The sequence below is a fragment of the Zobellia sp. 1_MG-2023 genome (assembly GCF_030549125.1).
GTDB lineage: Bacteria > Bacteroidota > Bacteroidia > Flavobacteriales > Flavobacteriaceae > Zobellia > Zobellia russellii.
The window spans coordinates 77,856-100,668 of sequence record NZ_JAUOSY010000011.1 but is presented as its reverse complement, the minus strand read 5'-3'; the positions used below and the strand labels follow the sequence as shown (position 1 = coordinate 100,668).

The 22,813-nt window shown below is 36.8% G+C and carries 20 protein-coding genes; 3 read left to right on the top strand and 17 right to left on the bottom strand.

What is annotated here, in order from left to right:
• Positions 1 to 33 precede the first annotated feature (33 nt).
• The 3 genes from Q4597_RS17905 to Q4597_RS17895 all read right to left on the bottom strand — a co-directional run bounded on the left by Q4597_RS17905 (position 34) and on the right by Q4597_RS17895 (position 2,945).
• The gene (locus Q4597_RS17905; protein ID WP_303407448.1) at positions 34 to 939 is read right to left on the bottom strand and encodes an aldose epimerase family protein; all 906 of its coding nucleotides are present in this window, start codon (positions 937 to 939) and stop codon (positions 34 to 36) included.
• Positions 940 to 1,124: 185 nt separating this feature from the next.
• Complete coding sequence (msrA, locus tag Q4597_RS17900) at positions 1,125 to 1,724, bottom strand: peptide-methionine (S)-S-oxide reductase MsrA (RefSeq protein WP_303407447.1); 600 nt, start codon at positions 1,722 to 1,724, stop codon at positions 1,125 to 1,127.
• A gap of 207 nt (positions 1,725 to 1,931) precedes the next feature.
• On the bottom strand, positions 1,932 to 2,945 hold the full coding sequence (locus Q4597_RS17895; protein ID WP_303407446.1) for a malectin domain-containing carbohydrate-binding protein: 1,014 nt from the start codon (positions 2,943 to 2,945) through the stop codon (positions 1,932 to 1,934).
• Between the two features lie 521 nt (positions 2,946 to 3,466).
• On the opposite strand from Q4597_RS17895, the gene Q4597_RS17890 reads away from it, so the two are divergent.
• Both Q4597_RS17890 and Q4597_RS17885 read left to right on the top strand, forming a co-directional pair.
• On the top strand, positions 3,467 to 3,706 hold the full coding sequence (locus Q4597_RS17890) for a hypothetical protein (RefSeq protein WP_303407445.1): 240 nt from the start codon (positions 3,467 to 3,469) through the stop codon (positions 3,704 to 3,706).
• Between the two features lie 653 nt (positions 3,707 to 4,359).
• Positions 4,360 to 4,599, top strand: a complete 240-nt coding sequence (locus Q4597_RS17885; RefSeq protein ID WP_303407444.1) for a hypothetical protein — start codon at positions 4,360 to 4,362, stop codon at positions 4,597 to 4,599.
• Between the two features lie 512 nt (positions 4,600 to 5,111).
• Here Q4597_RS17885 and Q4597_RS17880 read toward each other — a convergent pair.
• From Q4597_RS17880 to Q4597_RS17830, 11 genes are all read right to left on the bottom strand, one after another.
• Positions 5,112 to 6,326, bottom strand: a complete 1,215-nt coding sequence (locus tag Q4597_RS17880; RefSeq protein WP_303407443.1) for a sensor histidine kinase — start codon at positions 6,324 to 6,326, stop codon at positions 5,112 to 5,114.
• Positions 6,327 to 6,456: 130 nt separating this feature from the next.
• A complete protein-coding gene (locus Q4597_RS17875; RefSeq protein WP_303407442.1) occupies positions 6,457 to 7,848 on the bottom strand; it encodes a Gfo/Idh/MocA family protein in 1,392 nt (463 codons plus the stop codon).
• Positions 7,849 to 7,928: 80 nt separating this feature from the next.
• Positions 7,929 to 9,137, bottom strand: coding sequence for a sensor histidine kinase (locus tag Q4597_RS17870; protein WP_303407441.1), 1,209 nt, complete (start codon positions 9,135 to 9,137; stop codon positions 7,929 to 7,931).
• A gap of 245 nt (positions 9,138 to 9,382) precedes the next feature.
• Positions 9,383 to 10,375, bottom strand: coding sequence for a sensor histidine kinase (locus Q4597_RS17865; RefSeq protein WP_303407440.1), 993 nt, complete (start codon positions 10,373 to 10,375; stop codon positions 9,383 to 9,385).
• 515 nt (positions 10,376 to 10,890) lie between these two features.
• On the bottom strand, positions 10,891 to 14,253 hold the full coding sequence (gene secA / locus Q4597_RS17860; RefSeq protein ID WP_303407439.1) for a preprotein translocase subunit SecA: 3,363 nt from the start codon (positions 14,251 to 14,253) through the stop codon (positions 10,891 to 10,893).
• Between the two features lie 198 nt (positions 14,254 to 14,451).
• Complete coding sequence (locus tag Q4597_RS17855) at positions 14,452 to 14,676, bottom strand: DUF2795 domain-containing protein (RefSeq protein ID WP_013994285.1); 225 nt, start codon at positions 14,674 to 14,676, stop codon at positions 14,452 to 14,454.
• 171 nt (positions 14,677 to 14,847) lie between these two features.
• Entirely contained in the window at positions 14,848 to 15,432 is a 585-nt protein-coding gene (locus Q4597_RS17850) for a cob(I)yrinic acid a,c-diamide adenosyltransferase (RefSeq protein ID WP_303407438.1), read from the bottom strand.
• A 54-nt stretch (positions 15,433 to 15,486) separates the two neighbouring features.
• Positions 15,487 to 15,645, bottom strand: coding sequence for a hypothetical protein (locus Q4597_RS17845; protein WP_289041253.1), 159 nt, complete (start codon positions 15,643 to 15,645; stop codon positions 15,487 to 15,489).
• A gap of 27 nt (positions 15,646 to 15,672) precedes the next feature.
• Positions 15,673 to 16,176 carry a hypothetical protein gene (locus Q4597_RS17840; protein ID WP_303407437.1) on the bottom strand — a complete coding sequence of 168 codons (504 nt, stop codon included), beginning with the start codon at positions 16,174 to 16,176 and terminating at the stop codon, positions 15,673 to 15,675.
• A gap of 62 nt (positions 16,177 to 16,238) precedes the next feature.
• Positions 16,239 to 18,116 (bottom strand): ABC-F family ATP-binding cassette domain-containing protein, encoded by a 1,878-nt coding sequence (locus tag Q4597_RS17835; RefSeq protein ID WP_303407436.1) that lies wholly within the window; start codon positions 18,114 to 18,116, stop codon positions 16,239 to 16,241.
• A 4-nt stretch (positions 18,117 to 18,120) separates the two neighbouring features.
• Complete coding sequence (locus Q4597_RS17830) at positions 18,121 to 19,299, bottom strand: DUF4105 domain-containing protein (RefSeq protein WP_215441804.1); 1,179 nt, start codon at positions 19,297 to 19,299, stop codon at positions 18,121 to 18,123.
• 103 nt (positions 19,300 to 19,402) lie between these two features.
• Here Q4597_RS17830 and Q4597_RS17825 point away from each other — a divergent pair, with 103 nt between their 5' ends.
• Complete coding sequence (locus Q4597_RS17825; RefSeq protein WP_289063130.1) at positions 19,403 to 20,146, top strand: phosphatidylcholine/phosphatidylserine synthase; 744 nt, start codon at positions 19,403 to 19,405, stop codon at positions 20,144 to 20,146.
• A 2-nt stretch (positions 20,147 to 20,148) separates the two neighbouring features.
• Here the strand turns inward: Q4597_RS17825 and lptB are convergent, their stop codons facing one another.
• From lptB to Q4597_RS17810, 3 genes are all read right to left on the bottom strand, one after another.
• Positions 20,149 to 20,889, bottom strand: coding sequence for an LPS export ABC transporter ATP-binding protein (gene lptB, locus Q4597_RS17820; RefSeq protein ID WP_194524294.1), 741 nt, complete (start codon positions 20,887 to 20,889; stop codon positions 20,149 to 20,151).
• Between the two features lie 90 nt (positions 20,890 to 20,979).
• Entirely contained in the window at positions 20,980 to 21,834 is an 855-nt protein-coding gene (gene tatC, locus Q4597_RS17815; RefSeq protein ID WP_303407435.1) for a twin-arginine translocase subunit TatC, read from the bottom strand.
• On the bottom strand, positions 21,834 to 22,799 hold the full coding sequence (locus tag Q4597_RS17810; protein ID WP_303407434.1) for an SIS domain-containing protein: 966 nt from the start codon (positions 22,797 to 22,799) through the stop codon (positions 21,834 to 21,836). Before Q4597_RS17810 ends, tatC begins: the two co-directional genes overlap by 1 nt.
• Between the last annotated feature and the right edge of the window lie 14 nt (positions 22,800 to 22,813).

Genomic DNA, 22,813 nt, shown 5'->3' with positions numbered 1-22,813 from the left:
CTGAAAATTTTAATTTTCAGGGCTTTTTTTCTGCTATTTAACCGAAAAATGATATTTGGATATATTTTGATATTTCTCACCAGGTCTTAATACCGAACTTGGGAAGTTAGATTGATTGGGGGCATCTGGAAAGTTCTGAGTTTCAAAACAGATTCCCGGAAACTCTGGAGGCGTATAAACAATAAGCGCTGGTTGGTTGGTTTGCACAGTCATTGTAATTCCTGATCTTTTAGATCTAACGCGGGCGGCAAGATTAGTTTTAGGGTGAATGGCAAAGGGAATATCCAATAATGAGTTACCTATGGGCCTTTCTTCAAGAAAGTTATAGGGAGTTCCTTTAACGGACACAAATTTTCCGGTAGGTAACTGATTTTGGTTAGTCTCGGTAAAGTGCGTGCAGTTCATCTGTAATAAATAATCTGCTATGCTATCTCCATAATCTAATTTAAAGTACGAATGATTGGTGAGATTAAGCACTGTGGTACGGTCTGTTTCCGCTTTATGCTCTATAACCAATGCGCTGTCTACTATTTTATAAGTAACCGTTACTCTTAGGTTTCCAGGATAGCCTTCCTCTAAATGTCCACTAGTGTATGATAGTTTTACAAAAGGTTCCGGGCCGTTATTGACTTCTTCAAACTTCCAGGTTTTCTGGGCAAAACCTTGCTTCCCTCCGTGTAAATGGATTCCATTAATAGTATGTAACGGATATTTTTCTCGGTCTAAGATAAATCCGCCGTTAGAAATTCTTCCGGCATATCTACCTACACAAGCTCCTAGGCATTTCTTATCGTTTTTATATGCACTGGGGTAGTTAAAGCCAACCACAACATTTGTATAATTGCCATCATTGCCTTTTACCAATAATTTCTGAATAACAGCACCGTAATCCAAGACAATTAAGATGATGTTTTTTGTCTGTATTGTAACCTGTTTCAAATGTCTCTAATTAAAATTAGTGCAAAATTATGTGTTTTTTAGAACACAGGGGTATACTTTGAAGCTTATAATAGTATAAGTTTAAAATAGATATTGAAACCGTTCAATTTTTTTGATTTTAGCAATTGGAACAGGATGGTTAAGAATAGATAAAATTAGGTGGATTATAAAACAAAACTTAGGTCTTAATGGTCATCTTCCTTTAAATATTCTTTGAAATTTGCTTTAAACCGATTTAATCTTGGAATGGATACATTGGTGATGTACGAGTTGTTAGGATGCTTTTTTTCATAATCTTGGTGATAATCTTCGGCATCATAAAACTTGGTGAATTGGGTTACTTCTGTTGTAATTGGAGCACCTTCATAAACATTTTGGTCTGTGAGAGCCTTTATGTAAGCTTCAATAATCTGTTTTTCTTTTTCATTTTTATAAAATGCAACAGAGCGGTATTGAGCACCACGGTCAGGCCCTTGTCTGTTTAGTGTGGTAGGGTCATGGGAGCCAAAAAACACCTGTACTAGAGCGGTAAATGAAATAACTTTTGGGTCATAATAAATTTTAACGGCCTCTGCGTGACTTGTCATTCCTCCACCAACTTGCTCATAAGTTGGATTCTTTTCGGTACCACCTGAATATCCGGAAACTACTTCTTCAACCCCTTTTACACTTTCGAAAATGGCTTCAACACACCAAAAGCAGCCACTTGCGAAATAAGCAGTTTCAAACTTTTCTAAATCTTGGTTTGTTGGTTTTACAATTTCTTTTTCAACCGTTGATTCCATAGCGGTTTTTTTCTTCTCAACATGTGATTGACAAGAGGTGACTATTAATAGGGATATAGTTGAGATTATAGATTTAAAAATCATTTTTCTGTTTTTATGAAATTAGTATAAAATAGATACGTTTCCTTACTGACAAAGGTTCAAAAAAATAGGTCTTCAAGGAATATTTCCCGAAGACCTATAATTTTATAGCTAAAGCTTTTGTTCTTAAGAACCGATAGTTCCTGTACCAAAAACTTCTATTGCAGATATTTTTGGTTTGTTAATAGTGGCCTCCAACATGATATTTAATTCACCATCTGTAACTTCAATATCGTACATTTTACTTCCGGCAGACGCAGCTCCGTGCTCTTTGAATAAATCATAGCCTGTAAAGATTTCTTTATCTTCCATTAGGATATTGAAAATTCTGCTTCCTTCTCCTCCTTCAAACCCTTGTGGGTTCTCAACTCCCCAGTAGATTTCCGCAAAATAAAGCTTTACCGTATATGTACCGTTCGTAACCGGTATATCATATGAGGTAGGCCCTTTAAACATTGGTCCATCTGCAGAAACTCTTTCAGTGAGGTAAATGGCATCCATTTCTGTGTTATCTATTTCAGTAACGAAAGGATTAGTAAACACTTCACTATTCTCACCAAAATATTGATCCTCTAAAAAGGTGATATCTCCAAAAGTTACTTCTGGACCACCACAATTAATTCTAAGAAGAGTAGGTCCAGCTGGTTCAGTTGACTGCTCCGCTTCCTGTGCAGGATTAGATTCATCAGGGTTAAAGGTAATATCCACTGTGCTGGTGATAGCTACATCGTCTAATTTTCCAGATACAGTAATGGTTTCTTCAACATCGCCACTAACTGTAGCGGTATAAGTTCCATCAGCATTATCTGTAACTGCAGAAACAGTAGAAGAACCCGTAGCTGCGAGTACTACCGTACCTCCGCTTTTGGTAAGTTTTTTTCCATCGGAATCTGCTAATGTAACAGTTACTGTAGATGTACTGATACCATTTGCATGGGCTGCTGCGGTAGCATCTATAACTGTATTCTCATTTGTTGGGTCGGCAACTTGTTCTGGCTCTGGTTCCGGATCCGGATCTGGGTCAGGCTTTTGTTCGGTATCAGTTCCACCATCATCGCTACTACATGCTACCGGTACCATAATGAATGATACGAACAAAGCTGATAGTAACAACCATCTTGTAATTAAATTACGTCTCATAATTCAGTGATTTTAAATTAATCCATTTTCTTTTTCAAAAGAGGGTGCAAATTATATATTTAGGAGTATCGTTCCAATAATATTAACTAATAATCGACAAAAGTTGTGTGTTGATCGTTCGTTCAACGATCTGTTTGTAGGATAAGTAGTATTTTTTTTGGGGGAGGTTTCTATTTTCGGTAGGTGCTGATATATCAATGGGTCGTTCCAAGATTTACCCATACTAATTATAAGTCTACCGAAAAACAATTTTAAAATCTAGCTCTTAACTGATATTTTTAATTTGATATTTTTTCTCTCAACAACTAATTGGTAAGCCTTTCTTGGTCAATAGTTTCATCCTAAATCCGATAAAATACACATTGATTCGGTAAAGTGTTTTTTGGTCCAATTACGTTCACCGATGGTTTTTTACAGTTGAACCGAACTTGTGCAGATAACCGAAAATACAGGGTTTTTTGGCGAACGGAACCTCGGTAGAATGGGGCCTGTGGCGTTTTATTTATATAAACGCCCAAGTCATGAAAACTATCGCAACTTTAATTTTTGTTCTTTTTATCGGAGTAACTGCTCAAGCACAAACTGCAACCGAAGAGGTTAAAGTTGCTACCGTTGAAATGAGTATCGTTACAGAAACTTCTACCGAAGAGGTAAGCTTTGAGAACACAATAGAAGTAGCACGTTTATACAAGAGAAACAACGCTAGAGTAACAAAGGCACTTTCTTTCACTACAAAAAGAAACAAAGCTAAGATGGCTTAATCATTGGTTTTTTAATTTGAACTTATCTTTTAAGAAAAGTACTTACATATTTTAAGTTTTCATTTTAGTAGTTAGGACCTACAAAGTTGTAACATAGTACTTATTTCAAATTCCAGGTTACTTAATATATGTTGTTCATTGGTATTAGTACCTACTATATGTTGTAACGCATTGATGTCTCTAGATAGCTTATCAATTTTTTCTTGCAAGAATACAAGCAGTTGACATAGTTGATTGGAATCATCTTCTATATATAGGACAAATTATTAGTACGGCTCAGGGTTTACTTCATCTATTCTTTAAAAAGAAAATAGAACTGATCAATTTGTTATTTATTAAATCAAACAATTCTACTATTGCTGTTATTTTTGGTTCGGGTTTTCATAGGTGATAAATCTAATGATGACCTATAAATGGATTAAAAGTATTGCAAAAGGTGAATTAGGATGATTTTTGCTTGAAGAAGAACATCTCTTTTTCGGATTAAATACACATTGATTCGGTAAAGTGTTTTTTGGTCCGATTACGTTCACCGATGGTTTTTTACACTTGAACCGAACTTGTGCAGATAACCGAAAATACGAGGTTTTTCAGCGAACGGAACCTCGGTAAAATGGGGCCTGTGGCGTTTTATTTATATAAACGCCCAAGTCATGAAAACTATCGCAACTTTAATTTTTGTTCTTTTTATCGGAGTAACTGCTCAAGCACAAACTGCAACCGAAGAGGTTAAAGTTGCTACCGTTGAAATGAGTATAGTTACCGAAACTTCTACCGAAGAGGTTAACTTTGAGAACACAGCAGAAGTAGCACGTTTATACAAAAGAAACAACGCTAGAGTAACAAAGGCACTTTCTTTCACTACGAAAAGAAACAAAGCTAAGATGGCTTAATAGATACGTAATCCATTTCATTATAAAATGGTCTTAGTTTAATGTATTATAACGATTTATATGTGATGATGAATGTTCTGTGATTATATTTAGATTACCCCCGAATTTTAGATGTTAAATCTTTTTAATCTTGCCGTTGCCCTAAGACCTAGGAATGCTTGGTTTACTAAAAGCAATTGTCAATGTTAAAAATTACATTTCTTAAATGGGTCTTGTTTTGGCTTATAGCTCTAATAATATTAAGGTTACTAAGAAAATTAAAACTAGTACCGGCTACCTAACAGGGTGTATTCTATGAGGCAAAATCATCAGTAAACAACATTTAATGTGTTGCTCACAAGGATATAAATCTATTTAGAGTATAATTTTAAAACGATTGCTATGATGTTATTTGTTTTTTTAACAGCTATTGCCTTAATTCTTAGCCATGTAGTATTGTTTCCAAAGACTAAAGGAATACTACGCTCTTTAAAATCTCCAGTAAAAAAATAGTTTTTTGAGTAGCTAGTTTTTTATGCTACACTAGTAATCTGATCTCGTATTTCTTTAAACTTTATAGTGTAGTGGGTTCCTTTTTGACTAAGGTCTCTCATAATAGAACCTTGTAATTGGCGGGATAGGTTGTGTATTAATTTAAGTCCTAGTGATTTTGAATTTTTATGGGTAATGTCTTCAGGAAACCCTTTTCCGTTATCTCCTAAATTAAGAATGAACTCATTGTTCTCGGCTTTTCTAAGTCTTATGTGTATTTCACCTTTATCTTCATCTGCAATACCGTATTTAAGGGCATTGGTTACAGTTTCATTAATGAGCAGGCCTAAAGGTATGGCCGTGTCTATATTCAGCTTTATATTTGGAATATCTATGTTTAGGGTAATGTTACTACTGGTACCTTTTATAGAACGGACTAAATACTCCGCAAGTTCCTGCACGTAAGATTTATATTCAATTTTAGAAAGGTCTTCTCGCATATAGAGCATTTCATGAACTATGGCCATGGTAATTACTCTATTTTGACTACTTTTCAAAAGGCTTTTAACATCTTTGTCTATAATACTTCTAGATTGCAGGCTTAGCAAACTGGAGACAGTCTGTAAATTGTTCTTAACTCTATGGTGGACTTCTTTTATTAAGGTTTCCTTTTCACGTATTTTCTCTTCGAGTTCATTCTTGGTTTTATACAAGTTATGATGCGCATGGAGCAAGTTTTTACCAAATACGCCACCTAATAGGTAAACCGAAAACAGAACACTTAAAAGAGCGAACAGGTTTTTGGAAGAGTCCGGGACCACATTTTTTACAAAACTAAAGTCGGCAATACTCTGGACATAAATGAGCGTAATAATTAACAAATTTAGGTATAGATAGAGTGTGCCATAAGCTTTTGTTGTAACGTAACCCGCAATTACAATAAGGGCAAGAACAAAAATAAACGGACTATTTATTCCTCCCGTATAGAGCGTTATGACACTTGCTCCGGCCAAAGTCATCATGGATACAATGTTATAGGTAAGGGTAAGCCTTTTATGGTATTTGTAGGCTAATGTATTTATAAGGTTTAGAATGCCAAAAGAGAGAAAGATATAGGGGATTACTTCCTTTATGTCTAGAAAAAAGAAACAAAGAACAGCAAAGATTAAAGAAAAAACAGAAGAATAATAATTGACTTTTAATACCAGTCTAACCTTGCTTTTTAATCTTTTTTCTAAATCGGTACTCTGCTGCATATAAAGCTAATTTGTATTTCTCTTTAATTGTAAGGAATATCCGCTTGGTTAGGTAAATCTAAATATGTTTTACCGCACAATCAAAGAAGTAGGTTAAATACTACCCTTGGACCATAGCATTTAACATTTTTTATCGTTTTTTTTGAGGTTTTAAATTAGTGAGGTGAGAAATGTCAATGGCTTTTCCCTCTTCAATACTACGCCTAGCTCCAATACCAATAAGAATGGACATAGCCCCATCTCTAATACCTGCTGTTCTACCAAAGGGGTCTTCCGCTTCCGATGTTTTAAAAATTTTGTCTTGCAGCCGTTTGTCTCCACCGCCATGGCCTTTTTTCTCCATAGCAACCTCTACATTTTCATGTTCTTTCCAAAGTTTATGAACTATAATAGATTCATAGGATAATTCCTCCTCTTTACTTTGTTTCATTTCATTGGCATGCTTTTCAGCTTCGGAGATGGTGGGGCTATCGTGATAAGGAATGTCTTGTGAAGCCTCAATTCTTCCTTTTGTGCCATTAAAGGCTACACGCCAACCTTCAAAGGGCGAGTAGGTGGTAAGTGAATAATTAAGCGTAGTATTATCCGCATATTTTACTTGAGCGGACATTTTGTCATAAATATCAATGTCATTTCTAAACAAACAATTATCTCTAAGGTACCCATCTTCATGTTCATGGTCTGCATATAGCTCTTTCATAAATTTATCTTCATTGATATCCCAATAAAAATCACATTCTTTGGTATGATTGCAACTACGGCAATTCTTCCCTCTAAATGGTCCATTTTTTCCATAGAACTCTAAATCTCCATAGGCAAAAACTTTGCTTGGTTCGGAATCTATCCACCAATTTAGTAGGTCAAAATGGTGTGTTGATTTATGTACCCAGAGTGAACCACTACTTTCCATTTCACCATGCCATCTCCTAAAATAAGAGGCCCCATGGTAAGTGTTAAGGTACCAATTGAAATCTACGGAAACCAAATCCCCAATAGTCTTGTTCATCAAAAGTTCCTTTATTTTAGTGGCATACGGGCTCCACCTATAGTTGAAGCCTACTATTAAATTCTTGTCCGATTTTTTTTCGGCATCTAAAATGGCCTGGCATTTTGTTTCATCTATGGTGAGTGGTTTTTCAGTTAGAACATCGCACCCCATTTCCAAACCTTTAATTATAAAATGATGATGTGTAGAATCTTTTGTTGTTACTATAACTAAGTCCGGACGGGTATCTTTTATCATAGTATCAAAGTCCGTAAAAACAGGACACTTAACCCCAATATATTTTTTAGCGTACGCCAGTCGACTTGAATTTATATCGGAAAGACCAACAAATTCAATAATATCAGAATACTGGTCTACTAATCTTTTTCCCCAAAATGTGATGCCTCTTACACCAGTTCCAACAAGTACAACTTTTAGTTTTTTAGAAGTGTTAAAGCTAAACGCATGGAGGGGAACGGCGGTGCTAGCGGCAAGCATACTAATAGACGACAGGAATTTTCGGCGGGAATTATTCATTTTTTGGTTCTTTATAATGGTGGCGGTTCTTAAAGATATTGATTTCTAGGGAATTATTGGGTAAGTGTGTTTTGAACCTATCATCCGTTTATACTAGGTAGATGACGTTCCCTGTCTTTAAATGTAATGTGGTATCCCGTTCCTTTTTCGGTTTTAATTCGGGATACGGAACCTCTTAATTGGCGACCTAGGTTGTGCATCAATTTAAGGCCAAGAGATGTGGTTGTCTTGTGATTTATATCTTCAGGAAAACCTATGCCATCATCTGTAATATCCAAAGAATAGCTATGGTCTTCATCATTATCTTTTTTTAGGGTGATTTTTATGTTTCCAGAACTATTCTCAGGAAACCCATATTTTAAAGAATTGGTGACCGCCTCATTGATTAAGAGTCCTAAGGGAATAGTAGTATCTAGACCTAGATTTACATCTGGCATATCTATGGAAACCGTAACATCTTGATTTTTACGGTTTGCAGATTTAACTAGGAAGTCGGTAAGTTCTTTTAAGTAAGGTTTAAATGCAATTTTAGCAATATTATCCCTCATATAAAGCATTTCATGAATCATAGCCATAGAGTTTATCCTATATTGACTACTAATAGCTAGTTCTTTTATTTTATCGTTCGTAGTATTTTTAGATTGTAAGCTTAAAAGGCTTGAAACGGTCTGTAGATTATTTTTTACCCTGTGGTGAACAGTTCTAAGAAGTATTTCTTTTTCTGCAATTCCTTCCTTTATTTTGGCTTTTGATGTAATTAGTCTTTCGTTGGTTATTAAAAGGTGCTTCCCAAAGACCCCCAATAAAAGGTATGAACAAAAAACAATACTAATTAAACTAAAATTATCCTTGGCATTTTCCGGTATCTCATTGGTTATGGTACCATACTCACTTATACCATAAATACATAAGATGGAAAAAAGTACAATTGCTAAGTAGATTTTACCAAAAATATGTCCCGCCATGTAACCGCCTAAAATTATAATGCTGAATACAAAAATAAACGGACTGTTTATGCCGCCACTAAAAATGGTAACAATCAATACACCCATAAGGGACAAAAGAGAACCTATTAATGAGCTAATCAATAATTTATTGAATTTTTTATATAACCGCGTGTTGATCAAGTTCAATAGGGCATATAAAATAAAGGTAATAGGTATGTATCCTACAATTTTGAATAGATACATTAACAATATGCCAACTATAAATGAAAGTGTAGATGAAGCATAGGCAAAGTTGATTAACAACCTACTTTGGTTGTCCAATCTACTTTGGATCTTATTCATATGAGGCATTTCTATTTTTATTGAAGCCGAAGCAGAAAACAGGAATAGAGGTGTTAGAATATGGCTCAAATAGCTAGTAAGCTAGGAGTGGATTCTAAAAAATCTAATACTTAAAAAAGGTAAATTAGGGGCTTCAGGTAGAAAACTACAATTTTATTATGAAATGTCTGTCATTTAATGAAAGAAAAAACTAATTTAGAATAAGGAAAAATAATTTTAGGATAAACCGGTGAACAATATAATAATTATGGTTTAAACTGACTCGAAATATCTTGAAATACTAATTTATAGGTAGTGCCTCTATCAGTGGGGAGACGTTCAATTTTTCCTTGTAATTGTCTAGCAAGATTGTGTATTAATCTAATACCTAGTGTATTCGAGTTTTTGAAGTCATAGTTTAGTGGAAAACCAAGGCCATTATCGCTAATTTTGAGAATATATTTATTCTGATATCTTTTCTCCAGTTCAATAGTTATTTTACACTCATCTAAATTTTTAAATCCGTATTTAATTGAGTTCGTTACGGTTTCATTAATTAGTAAACCCAATGGTATGGCCGTATCTATACTAAGTAATGTGTCCGGAATGTCAGTAGAAACTTCTATCTTTCTATCCTTGCGTTCAACCGTTTTTAAAAGATGTTGTGTAAGTTCATTTACGTATGATCCGAACTCAATTTTTGATAGGTTGTCCCTAACGTATAACATTTCATGAATCATTGCCATGGCCGTGACCCTATTTTGGCTACTTCTAACCAATTCTTTTATTTGTTGGTTGGGTGTATTTCTAGCTTGTAAATTTAAAAGGCTAGAAACAGTTTGTAGGTTGTTTTTAACTCTATGGTGAACTTCTCGCAGAAGATTTTCCTTTTCGTCCACACTTCTTTCAATTCTGGCTTTTGAACGGTATAATTTATGATGGGTGTTCAACAAGTTTTTGCCTAAAACACCTCCTAATAAATAAACGGAAAACAATATGCTTAACAAACTGAACAAGTCTCTTGCATCATCTGGCACCTCATTAATTATGAAATCAAAATTAGCATAGTCAATAAAGTATATAGCAACAATGGTGCTTATAATAAGATAAAGATAAATTTTTCCAAAAATCCTTGTAGAGATGTAGCCGGCAAGTACTATGAGTCCTAATATAAAGATGAACGGACTATTTATTCCTCCGCTGAATAGAGTTATTACAATGGTACTTATGAATGATAACACCGAAGTGCAGATTGCCATAGCAGTTAAGTTCTTGTGTCTGCTAAAAGCGGCTATGTTTATTAAATTCAGAAAAAAGTAAAAATAAAAAACATAAGGTATAGTGCCGTGCATGTCAAATACGTACGTGCATACCAAACCTATAATTAGACTAAGAAATGACGAGATATAGTTAAACTTGAGTAGTAACTTTGTCTTGTCATTGATCCTGTTAAGGCGTATTTTGGGCTTTCGCATCTATCCTTTTTGGGTATTCATCTAAATAAAGAAGTGAACCCGCGTGTTATATGCGACACTTCAACAGAGGTACAACAAGCTTTTATTTTAAAGCAAGTGTATTTCTGGAAGTTAAATTCGGAATAAATTAGAGTTATAGTTGCTTAATTTACTGCAACTTAACCTTTGGGGTAATTTATTCTAGCCCTGCAATAGTAGACACAATTGTTTTTAAGTGACCTTTTACTCGTTAATCGGGCAAAAAAAAACGGCAACTTAGAGACAAGCTGCCGTTTTAATGCTGTTATATGTACTAATTTTTAGTTTTCGGTTAGTACCCAATCACCGTTTTCAATAAGTGGTTCTGCCTGCTTATACTTAACAACTTTGCTTTCGCCGGACATAACGTTCTTAATGGTAACCCTATCGTTACGGCCAATTTTTGGTCGTTCGCGAACTATGGTTTCCGTAACTTGTGGACGTTGGCCCTGTGTTTGACCTGCTGCTCTATTTTGAGCCGCCAATTCATCGCTATTAGGAATTTCTTCTTTACTTGTCTGAAGATTTTCCTTTGGTCTACTTACGTTTCTGGCTTCCTGAATCTGGTTTGGGTTCTCACTTGGCAATTCCCCTTTAAACAAGAAAGAAACAACTTCTTTATTTACCTTGTTTATCATCTCTTTAAAGAGTTCAAAGGCTTCAAATTTGTAGATTAGAAGTGGGTCTTTCTGCTCATGAACGGCCAACTGTACAGATTGTTTTAACTCATCCATCTTACGCAAGTGCGTTTTCCAAGAATCATCAATAATGGCCAATGTTATATTTTTCTCAAAATCCGATACCAATTCCTTACCATTACTTTCGTAAGCACTTTGTAAATTGGTAACCACATTAAGGGTTTTTATACCATCTGTAAAAGGCACTACAATACGCTCAAACTTATTGGCACTGTCTTCGTAAACCTTTTTGATAACCGGAAATGCAGTAGCTGCATTACGTTCCATTTTTTCTTGGTAATACTTATATGCCGTGTCATATACCTTATTGGCAATGTCCTGCACGCTCATTTTACCAAAATCACCTTCTGAAATAGGAGAAGTGATAGAAAAGTATTTTATCAGTTCAAACTCAAAGTTTTTGTAATCGTTTGCCGCTTTATTGGTATCTGTAATAACTTCACAGGTGTCGTACACCATGTTAGCGATATCAACCTTTAGACGCTCTCCTTGTATAGCGTGCCTTCTTCTTTTGTAAACGACTTCACGCTGGGCGTTCATAACATCATCATACTCCAAAAGACGCTTACGTACACCAAAGTTGTTTTCCTCAACTTTCTTCTGCGCACGCTCAATAGATTTGGTCATCATGGAGTGCTGAATAACTTCACCATCTTCCAAGCCCATTTTATCCATCATTTTAGCAACACGGTCAGAGCCGAAAAGGCGCATTAGGTTGTCTTCTAGTGAAACATAGAACTGAGAACTTCCTGGATCTCCCTGACGACCGGAACGACCTCTTAACTGTCTATCAACTCGTCTAGAATCATGTCTTTCCGTACCAATAATGGCCAGACCTCCGGCTTTCTTTACTGCTTCACTAAGTTTAATATCCGTACCACGACCGGCCATGTTGGTTGCAATAGTAACCACACCGGGGTTACCTGCTTCAGCAACAACATCTGCTTCTTTTTTATGAAGTTTTGCGTTCAGTACGTTATGGTTTACTTTTCTAATGGTAAGCATTCGGGACAGCAACTCGGAAATTTCCACCGAAGTTGTACCGATCAAAACCGGTCTGCCTTCTTGTGAAAGTTTGGTGACTTCATCAATAATGGCATTGTATTTTTCACGCTTGGTCTTATAGATCAAGTCATGTCTGTCATCTCGGGCAATAGGTCTGTTGGTTGGTATTTCCATAACATCCAACTCATATATTTCCCAGAATTCACCTGCTTCGGTAACGGCCGTACCGGTCATACCTGCAAGTTTATTGTACATTCTAAAGTAGTTCTGCAAAGTAACCGTAGCAAAGGTTTGGGTAAGCGCCTCAATTTTCACATTTTCTTTGGCTTCTATTGCTTGGTGAAGTCCGTCTGAATATCTACGACCGTCCATTATACGACCGGTCTGTTCATCAACTATCATCACTTTGTTGTCCATAACCACATATTCCACATCTTTTTCAAAAAGTGTATATGCCTTTAAAAGTTGGCTCATGGTATGGATACGTTCACTCTTTACTCCAAATTCTTTAAAAAGCTCTTCTTTAAGTTCGGCCTCTTTTTCAATATCCAGGTTCTGGTTTTCTATTTTTGCAATTTCTCCACCAATATCCGGCATTACAAAGAAATCTCTGTTCTGCTCGCCTGAAATATAATTCACCCCTTTTTCGGTAAGCTCTATCTGGTTGTTCTTTTCATCAATAACGAACAATAGATCTTCATCTACAACAGGCATTTCCCTGTTGTTGTCCTGCATGTAATAGTTCTCTGTTTTTTGAAGTAGTTGTTTAACGCCTTCTTCGCTTAGGAACTTAATAAGGGCCTTATTTTTAGGTAGCCCTCTATGCACACGAAGCAAAAGGAACCCTCCATCTTTGGTGTTACCTTCTTGAATCAGTTTTTTGGCCTCGGCCAAAACACCGGTCAAATGTTGTCTTTGTTTACTTACAATATCCGCAACTTTAGGTTTAAGCTCATTAAATTCATGGCGGTCACCTTCAGGAACCGGACCGGATATGATTAATGGGGTACGTGCATCATCTACTAAAACAGAATCCACCTCATCTACAATAGCGTAGTGGTGTGGGCGTTGTACAAGGTCCTTTGGCGTGTGCGCCATATTGTCCCTTAGGTAGTCAAAACCAAATTCGTTATTGGTACCATAAGTTATATCTGCATTATACGCCGCTCTTCTTCCTTCGGAGTTAGGACGGTGATGGTCTATACAGTCTACAGAAAGACCGTGGAACTCAAAAATTGGAGCCATCCAGGCGCTATCCCTTTTTGCTAGATAATCGTTAACGGTAACCAAATGCGCTCCATGACCGGCCAAGGCATTAAGATATAAGGGCAGTGTTGCCACCAAGGTTTTACCTTCACCAGTTTGCATTTCAGCAATTTTACCTTGGTGCAATGCAATACCTCCAATTAGCTGAACGTCATAATGAATCATGTCCCAAGTTACTTGCTTACCTGCGGCGTTCCATGAGTTTTTCCAAATGGCATTGTCACCATCTAGGGATACATAATCTTTTGAGCCTGATAGTTCCCTATCGTATTCTGATGCGGTAACCTGTATGGTTTCGTTCTTGGCGAAACGCTTGGCGGTTTCTTTTACCACGGCAAATGCTACCGGTAGAATTTCGCTAAGTGTTTTTTCGGTTACTTTATAGGATTCTTCTTTGAGTTTATCTATTTCAGCATAAATGTCTTCGTTCTTATCAATATCCGTAGACGTTTTTACTTCTTCCTCTAGCTCGCTTATTTTTTTGGTGAATTCACTAATATCCTCCGCTATTTTGAGCTTAAAGGTTTTGGTCTTCTCACGCAATTCGTCGTGGCTTAGTTCCTCTAATTGCTGTTCAAAAGACCTTATTTGTTCTACAAGAGGCTTCAGCTCTTTAACGTCTTTCTCTGATTTATCACCTACGAATACTTTTAATATCGAATTTAAAAAACTCATTTCTAGCTGTTTTGTATTAGACCGCTTTTAAGATATTGATTGCGGTAGGGCATTATTTCTGCAATGCACCCGTGGTGTATTTCTTCGCAAAAGGTATTCCAGTTTAAAACCTGTGTACATTTTACTTAAATACCTGCCAAAATTACATAAAAAAAAAGCCTCGATAGAGACTTTTTTGTTTCAATTAACGTAATATTTCTAATATTCGTCCTCGTTCCAGAGATAATCTTCTTCTGTAGGGTAGTCTGGCCAGATTTCTTCAATGGATTCATAAATCTCGCCACCTTCTTCCTCCATAGACTGAAGGTTCTCGACGACCTCTAGGGGCGCACCGGTACGTATTGAATAATCAATCAATTCGTCTTTTGTTGCGGGCCAGGGTGCATCACTCAAATAGGATGCTAGTTCTAATGTCCAATACATTTCAGTTGTTCAATTTAATTTTTTGCAAAAATAATTTTTAAATACACATAGCCAAGGAAATAGGGCTATTTTATCGTCATTATTTTTGTTTTAATAGTTTGATAACGAAGAATTAAAGAAATTATTAGAGAATTACAAATTAAACTGAAGCAAATATTTAAATTTTGTGCTTTATTTATCCTTTTCCCTATTCTCTGGAATCCATTTTATTTCTTCGGCTTGTAAATTTTCTGACAATTTTCGTGCCAGTACAAATAAATAGTCGGAGAGCCTGTTTAAAAATAACAAGACATTTACATTAAATGGTTCATTTTCGTAAAGAAGCGTGCTCATACGTTCCGCTCTCCTGCAAACCGTTCTAGCAATATGACAGTATGACACGGTGGTGTGGCCGCCTGGAAGGATAAAATGCGTCATTTGAGGCAAAGCTTCATCCATAACATCAATTTCTTTTTCAAGCAACTCAATGTCAGAAGGTTCAATTTCTGGAATGTTCAGCCGTTTTTTTCCGTTCTTTAGAATGGCTTTCTCTGGGTCTGTGGCTAAAATAGCCCCAACAACAAACAGATTTTTCTGAACTTCGGTTAAAGTTTCTTTAGACCTTTTGTCTATTTTTTGATCCCTGATCAAGCCAATCCAAGAATTGAGTTCGTCTACAGTGCCATAACATTCTATTCTTACATGATGTTTTTTAACCCTCGTGCCCCCAATTAGGGCAGTAGTGCCTTTGTCACCTGTTTTGGTGTATATCTTCATTTTGAGAATTTACTAGGGTTTGTGCTGCGAAAAAAAAATGATTGCTAATTGATTCTATTCTTTTTCCTCTTTTTTGGTCCTTTCCTTCCGTTCATAATTGCCCATGAATTTCCGTGATTTCCGATCTTTGGATTTCCGGCGATTGGTCATGGATATGAGAACGTATATTACCGCTACGACCCCTAGGATTATATAAATTGTATTGTTGTACATAATTGCAATTTAATCTAAAATAAGCGTTTAAATCCGAATCTTAAAATGCTCTTTGGCCTGTTCTTTTCTGAAGAAAACCGCGCCGCAATAAAACATATCTACCGTTACAGTTACGTTTTTATGATTTTTCACAGCTTTCCAAATGGCTTCACTTTCATCTGATTCATATATGCCGTCCAATAAAAACATAGTTTTGTTGTGGGCGATTTTTTTCTCCACTAGAAGGTTAATTGCCTTACCCATATTGGTTTTGGAGAAGTAGACTACATCCGTATTTGTAGAGGACTTTTCTATATGCTGAAAATGATTTTGAACAATCTCTTCCACCTTACCGGAATCATCTAAAAACATAATTCGTTCGGTTTTGAAATAGGCGATGCTCTTACAAAGAACATTTATGGATTTTAACCTACTGAACTTCTTTTTTCCGTACAGGCACTTTGTTACGTAACTATAAACAAAAGGGGAGTGCACCCCATGTTGATTGGTTGCGGAAAACAAGAAAGTTATGTGTTTCAGGAATTTTTGCACGAAAAACCGTTTGTGATTTTATAATTAGAAAAGACCACTAGCGCTATATTTTATAATTACGATTATTCCTCCATTTGTGCGGAAAGCTCAAACCAACGCTCTGTTTTGGCTTCAATAGCCTCATTAACCTCTTTTAAGTCTATGGATAATTTATCTATTTCCTCACCGCTAAGGGAACTATCGGCAAATTTGTTCTGCACTTGCACTTTTTTAGCCTCCAGTTTCTGGATGTCCTTTTCTAAATTTCTATATTCCTTTTGTTCTAAATAGGAGAGTTTGTTTTTTGAGTTGTTTTGTTTAGCATCGTTTTTACTCGCTGTTTCTTTTATTGCGGCTTTTTCTTCACGTACCTCTAAAACTTTACTGTCTTCATAAGTTCTGAAATCTGAGTAGTTTCCAGGGAAATCTTCAATAACGGCATTCCCTCTAAAAACAAAGAGATGATCTACAATTTTGTCCATAAAATAACGGTCGTGAGAAACCACTATCAAACATCCGGGAAAGTCTAAAAGAAAACTTTCTAGTACGTTTAAGGTTACAATATCCAAATCATTGGTAGGTTCATCAAGAATAAGAAAATTAGGATTCTGAATCAGAATAGTACACAGGTAAAGTCGTTTTCTTTCGCCTCCACTTAATTTCTCAACAAAATCATATTGTTTCTTTCTGTCAAAAAGAAAACGCTCCAATAGCTGTTGTGCAGAAATCTGTCTCCCTTTCATAAGTGGGATAAAATCACCAAAGTCGCGAATTACATCTATTACTTTTTGCCCTTCTTTTATGGTTATTCCCTTTTGGGTGTAATATCCAAATTTAATAGTGTCACCAACTATTACTTTACCTGCATCAGGTTGGTCCGATCCGGTTACAATATTTAAGAAGGTAGATTTTCCGGTTCCGTTTTTTCCAATAATACCAATCCGTTCTCCTTTGGTAAAGGTATAGTCAAACTTATCTAGAATAGGCTTGTTAGGATATGATTTCACTAATTTGTGGAGTTCCAGAATTTTACTTCCTACACGCTCCATATTAATTTCAAGCTGAACCTGGTGCTCCTTTCTACGTTGGCTGGCTTTTTCCTTTATGGTGCTAAAATCATCTATTCTAGATTTTGATTTAGTGGTACGCGCCTTGGGTTGTCTTCGCATCCACTCCAGCTCTTTTTTGAACAAACGTTCGGATTTATGCTGTTCAGTGGCCTCTTGCTCAATACGGGCCTCTTTTTTTTCTAGATAGTAAGAGTAGTTGCCTTTATAGGGGTAGAGCTGGCCGTTATCTAATTCTATGATTTCATTACAGACCCGTTCTAAAAAATAACGGTCGTGCGTAACCATAAACAAACTCATGTTTTCCCTGGCAAAATATTCTTCCAACCATTCAATCATTTCAAGGTCCAAGTGATTGGTAGGTTCATCAAGAACCAGTAAGTCCGGTTTGTTGATAAGAGCATCCGCTAAGGCCAAACGCTTTTTTTGACCTCCCGAGAGCAGACCAACGTTGGCGTCTAGGTTATCTAATTTTAACTTAAAAAGGATTTGTTTGTAAAGGGTCTCAAAATCCCAAGCATTAAAACGGTCCATTGCTTCAAAAGCAATTTGGTATGCATCTGCGTCTTCAGGGTTTTGAAGCGCTTTCTCATAGGCGTTTATGACCTGAAGTATTTCATTGTCCGAAGCAAAAATGGTTTGTTCTACCGTTAATTTTGGGTCTAGGTCCGGTTCTTGGTCTAAAAATGAGACACGAATATCTTTGCGGTAGTTTACTTGCCCGGAATCCGGGCTGTCCAATCCGGACATTATATTTAAGATGGAAGTCTTGCCCGTACCATTTTTGGCGATTAAAGCAATTTTCTGGCCTTTATTGATACCAAAGGAAAGGTCTTGGAACAAGACACGCTCTCCATATGATATTGAAATATTCTCTACAGTAAGTAAGTTCATGCAATTATGCGATTTTTGGCTTGTGATATGACCAGAATAAAAATAAATATCGTGCAATAAGGGCTGCCCAGATAGCCAATATTAAGGGCGAAAAAAGTTGAATGCCCAAGGTCCATAAAACGCCGGACACTACAATTAAAGCAGCTAGAAAAATAGCATACTTGGCCACCCAATTAGGTCCTCTCTTTTGAGCAACTACAAAGGCAATGATTAGGTTGGGAGGGAAGGCCCATAATATGTTAAAGTTACCGGCAGTGGCACTATGGTCTGTAAAGAACCATAAGAAAATGATAAGTAAGCCTATTAATCCTGTGGTAAAAAAGAGCGTAAAGTCTAACCATCTTCTACGGGTGTTGTTCTTAAAATCAAAATAAGTTAAAACCAGTATAATGATCAAAATAACAATAAGCCACAGTTCAGGAGAAAAAAAGAAACTAGAGCCATTATCCGCAGGTTTGGCGTCCAGTAAAGTTTTTGATTTAGCTACCAAGGGTTCCCCGTTTAATTGAGCAACATCTAGTTGTTTCATTATGTAATCTGGCAAGAACATGTGTTCTTTTGGTGTAGCAACATCATCTATGACAGAACCTAGGGCTAAATCAATTCCAAAACCGGACCATGAATTTATTTTAACCTTCTGCCGTATCAACTGGCGATGTGAATATAGCTGTTGCTGGAAGTTTTTGTCAAAAACGAGCTTATCTCCGTATACTTCTTTTAGGATATCCCAAATTTTTGTAGCGCAATTGTTGTAGAAAAAATCATATTTATAATCCCTATTTTCCGGAAGGTAATTAGTTTCCAAAAAATTAAAGAGCTGTTGGCGTTCGGCAAGGTCAAGTTTTAATTCTTGACTTTTTACCCATCTATTTTCATACTCATATTCCTTAAGGAAGTAAGGAAAACTTTGCCTTGCAAGTGTATAATCCAGTTTTCCACGGGCAAACTTCATGTAAAAATTGGGCGTGGTAAAGTCAAAAGTGCCATAGTTGTATATGGCATTTATTCCTAAACTGGAATCTTCTACGCGAACGGCACTATGTCCAAATGTTGAATAAAGTTCACTACCTGGGCCACAAGTTATAACACTTATTTTGGATAGGGGAGTCAATTCAGGCGCTTGGGCCATGCCCAAAATCGAAAAGCCGAAAAGTAATAGGAGGAGTATTTTTTTCAATTGCATTTCTGTTTTTTACTGAATTTTGTTGCGCAAATATCCGAATAAATTATGGTCTGACCTGATTGATGTTAAATTGTGTTATTTTTACCGCAAATCAAATGATTTCATGAAAAAATATATTCCTAATTTCATTACGCTGTTGAACGTTTTTTGTGGATGTGTCGCTGCCGTCTTTGCAGTGTCAAACCAGCTTGAAATGGCGGCTCTCTTTGTTTTTTTAGGAATCTTCTTTGATTTTTTTGATGGCCTGGCAGCAAGGGTTTTGAATGTGCAAAGTGAATTGGGCGTACAGTTAGATTCTTTGGCTGATATGATAACGAGTGGTCTTGTTCCCGGAATTGTTATGTTCCAATTGCTTAAAATGGCCATGAGTGGCGGTTGGTACAGTGGTGATGGTGCCTCCTTTTCTTTTCTTTATTTAACGGATTTTGTTCCGTTGATCGGTTTTCTTATTACCCTAGGCTCCGCTTACAGATTGGCAAAGTTTAATATTGACGAGAATCAGGTTTCATCTTTCGTTGGCTTGCCAACGCCTGCCAATGCTTTATTGATCCTTTCCTTGGCTTTAATATTGCAATATCATGAAAACGAAGCGTTAAGCGAATTCATACTTAATCCTTGGTTTTTAATCTTTATGACCTTCTTAAGCACATATTTGTTGAATGCTAATATTGAACTATTCGCCCTTAAATTCAAAACTTGGAGTTTTAAGGACAATGCAGTGCGTTACATTTTTCTAATTGTAAGCGTGGTGCTTCTCATAGCCTTAAGGGTTTTGGCCGTGCCGCTTATAATCGTTTTCTATGTGGCTGCTTCATTGGTATCCAACTTATCGGCAAAGAAAAACTAATGCTAGAAATCCAACTTCTTTTTGCGAAGTTCAAAGTTCTGGCCTAAGTAAACTTTACGTACCATTTCATCTGCGGCCAAATCTTCTGGAATTCCGGATTTTAAGATACCGCCTTCAAACATTAGATACGATCTTTCTGTAATGGCCAAAGTTTCCTGTACGTTATGATCGGTAATAAGAATACCAATATTTTTGTCCTTTAACTGGGCTACAATACGTTGAATATCTTCAACCGCTACAGGATCTACACCGGCAAAAGGTTCATCCAGCAGAATAAATTTTGGGTCGGTGGCCAGGGCTCGAGCTATTTCGGTACGTCTACGTTCACCACCCGAAAGTAAATCGCCTCGGCTTTTGCGAATATGGCCCAAACTAAACTCTTCAATAAGCGACTCCATTTTCATTAGTTGCTCCTTTTTGCTGAGTTTGGTAAGTTGTAGTACGCTAAGAATATTCTTTTCAATACTTAACTTCCTAAAAACAGATGCCTCTTGCGCCAAGTACCCTATTCCATTCTGGGCTCTTTTGTACATAGGAAAGTTGGTAATGTCCGTACCATCTAGATATATGTTGCCGCCATTAGGCTTAACGAGACCTACGATCATGTAAAAAGAGGTGGTTTTTCCTGCCCCGTTAGGACCAAGCAGACCAATGATTTCTCCTTGGTTTACTTCCAAAGAAATACCCTTTACAACTTTCCGGCCACGGTAGGCCTTCATTATATTTTCAGCTCTTAATTTCATCTTAGAGGTTTCGTGTTTTGGTTCTGAGGTCAAAAATTAATGGCCATCAAAAAAATAAAGAAACGGGAAACTTTTTAAATAGCCTTACGTTTACCTTTTCTTTAACCCTTTTTCCTTTGCTTTTCTCTCTTTTTTAGCCTCGTTTTTCAATACTATTTTTGAAATATAAATACTCACTTGGTATAATACAAGGACTGGTACAGCTACAATAATCTGACTAGCTACATCGGGAGGGGTAATAACTGCAGAAAGAATCAATACCACAACTAGGGCTATCTTTCTGTATTTTTTCATTATTTCAGGGGTAACCAAGCCTACTTTGGTCAGGAAGTAGATAATAATGGGCAGTTCAAAAAGAACCCCACAGGCTATTACCGCGGATCTTACTGTGCTAATATAGGAGTCAAGGTCAAATTCGTTTAGGACAATCTCGCTGACCTGATAGGTGCCCAAAAAGTTAATGGATAAGGGGGCTACCACATAATACCCAAAAAGTACGCCCATAAAAAAGAGAAAGGAGGCAATTAAAATAAAGCCTCTTGAATGTTTTCTTTCGTTAGGGTGAAGCCCTGGGCTAATAAACTTCCAAAGCTCATAAAGAACGTATGGGAAACCAACTATAAAACCTACCCAGATTGCCGTCCAAATATCTGCGGAGAACTGCCCGCCCATAGTACGGCTTTGTATGGTAAATGGGAGTTTTTCAGCACAGAATGCGGAATCAAACCCTAATGAAGTGGCTATATCACAGAAGAACCTGTAAGTTGGGAAATCCATTTTTGAAGGCCCAAAAATAATAGTGTCAAAGATGAAACGACTCATAACGAACGCCACTGAAGCCAATATTACTACGGCAAGGACCGATCGTATCAAATGCCATCTTAGTTCTTCTAAGTGGTCTAAAAACGACATTTCGTCTGGGGACTTCGTATTTTGCTTTGCCATTATAATATACCTTCGTTGATCAAGTTGTGCAAATGTACAACACCCACGTATTTTTTACCCTCTACACCCAATAATTGTGAGATGCCTTTTTCTTGCATGAGCTCTAAGGCTTCAATTGCCAAAACATCTACCGGAATGGTCTTGGGGTTTTTACTCATTATATCTTTTGCGGTGAGTCCACTAATATTATCGTACTTGTTCAGCATGCGTCTAATATCTCCATCTGTTACAATGCCAACTAGGTCATCGCCATTAGTAACAGCGGTAACGCCCAACATCTTTTCAGAAATTTCTACTATAACTTTTTTGACCTCGGCATTAACATCTACTTGAGGTTTTTGATTGGCCCCAACAATGTCCGTAACCCTAAGGTACAAACGTTTGCCTAACGAGCCTCCAGGGTGGTATTTTGCGAAATCCTTACTGCTGAACCCTTTCAATTTCAGTAGGCAAATAGCAAGCGCATCTCCTATGACAAGTTGGGCAGTAGTACTCGTGGTAGGTGCTAAATTGTTTGGGCAGGCTTCTTTTTCTACATAGGTGTTCAGAACAAAGTGCGCTTCTTTTGCCAAATAGGACTCGGTATTACCGGTCATGGCAATTAATTTGTTGGTTCCTCTTTTGATAAGTGGAACCAACATTTTTATTTCTGGAGTATTGCCGCTATTGGAGATGCATATGACCACGTCATCTTCCTGAATGGTTCCTAGGTCTCCATGAATGGCATCACCTGCATGCATGAAAATAGCGGGTGTACCGGTAGAATTTAAGGTAGCTGTAATTTTAGAGGCAATTATGGCGCTTTTGCCGATTCCGGAAACAATAACCCTTCCTTTGGACTCAAGAATGCAATTAACCGCATCCGAGAAATCTTCGTTTAGTAAAGTGCTTAAATGGAATATGGAAGCACTTTCGGTTTCTATCGTTTTTTTGGCTACGGCAAGAATAGATTTGCTATTGTTCAAACTATGAAAAGGGT

Excerpts from the sequence above, each read along its gene's own strand:
- msrA (WP_303407447.1), bottom strand. The coding sequence starts at position 1,724 with ATGGAATCAACGGTTGAAAAAGAAATTGTAAAACCAACAAACCAAGAT.
- Q4597_RS17895 (WP_303407446.1), bottom strand. The coding sequence starts at position 2,945 with ATGAGACGTAATTTAATTACAAGATGGTTGTTACTATCAGCTTTGTTC.
- Q4597_RS17890 (WP_303407445.1), top strand. The coding sequence starts at position 3,467 with ATGAAAACTATCGCAACTTTAATTTTTGTTCTTTTTATCGGAGTAACT.
- Q4597_RS17885 (WP_303407444.1), top strand. The coding sequence starts at position 4,360 with ATGAAAACTATCGCAACTTTAATTTTTGTTCTTTTTATCGGAGTAACT.
- Q4597_RS17880 (WP_303407443.1), bottom strand. The coding sequence starts at position 6,326 with ATGCAGCAGAGTACCGATTTAGAAAAAAGATTAAAAAGCAAGGTTAGA.
- Q4597_RS17875 (WP_303407442.1), bottom strand. The coding sequence starts at position 7,848 with ATGAATAATTCCCGCCGAAAATTCCTGTCGTCTATTAGTATGCTTGCC.
- Q4597_RS17870 (WP_303407441.1), bottom strand. The coding sequence starts at position 9,137 with ATGAATAAGATCCAAAGTAGATTGGACAACCAAAGTAGGTTGTTAATC.
- Q4597_RS17865 (WP_303407440.1), bottom strand. The coding sequence starts at position 10,375 with ATGGCAATCTGCACTTCGGTGTTATCATTCATAAGTACCATTGTAATA.
- secA (WP_303407439.1), bottom strand. The coding sequence starts at position 14,253 with ATGAGTTTTTTAAATTCGATATTAAAAGTATTCGTAGGTGATAAATCA.
- Q4597_RS17855 (WP_013994285.1), bottom strand. The coding sequence starts at position 14,676 with ATGTATTGGACATTAGAACTAGCATCCTATTTGAGTGATGCACCCTGG.
- Q4597_RS17850 (WP_303407438.1), bottom strand. The coding sequence starts at position 15,432 with ATGAAGATATACACCAAAACAGGTGACAAAGGCACTACTGCCCTAATT.
- Q4597_RS17845 (WP_289041253.1), bottom strand. The coding sequence starts at position 15,645 with ATGTACAACAATACAATTTATATAATCCTAGGGGTCGTAGCGGTAATA.
- Q4597_RS17835 (WP_303407436.1), bottom strand. The coding sequence starts at position 18,116 with ATGAACTTACTTACTGTAGAGAATATTTCAATATCATATGGAGAGCGT.
- Q4597_RS17830 (WP_215441804.1), bottom strand. The coding sequence starts at position 19,299 with ATGCAATTGAAAAAAATACTCCTCCTATTACTTTTCGGCTTTTCGATT.
- Q4597_RS17825 (WP_289063130.1), top strand. The coding sequence starts at position 19,403 with ATGAAAAAATATATTCCTAATTTCATTACGCTGTTGAACGTTTTTTGT.
- lptB (WP_194524294.1), bottom strand. The coding sequence starts at position 20,889 with ATGAAATTAAGAGCTGAAAATATAATGAAGGCCTACCGTGGCCGGAAA.
- tatC (WP_303407435.1), bottom strand. The coding sequence starts at position 21,834 with ATGGCAAAGCAAAATACGAAGTCCCCAGACGAAATGTCGTTTTTAGAC.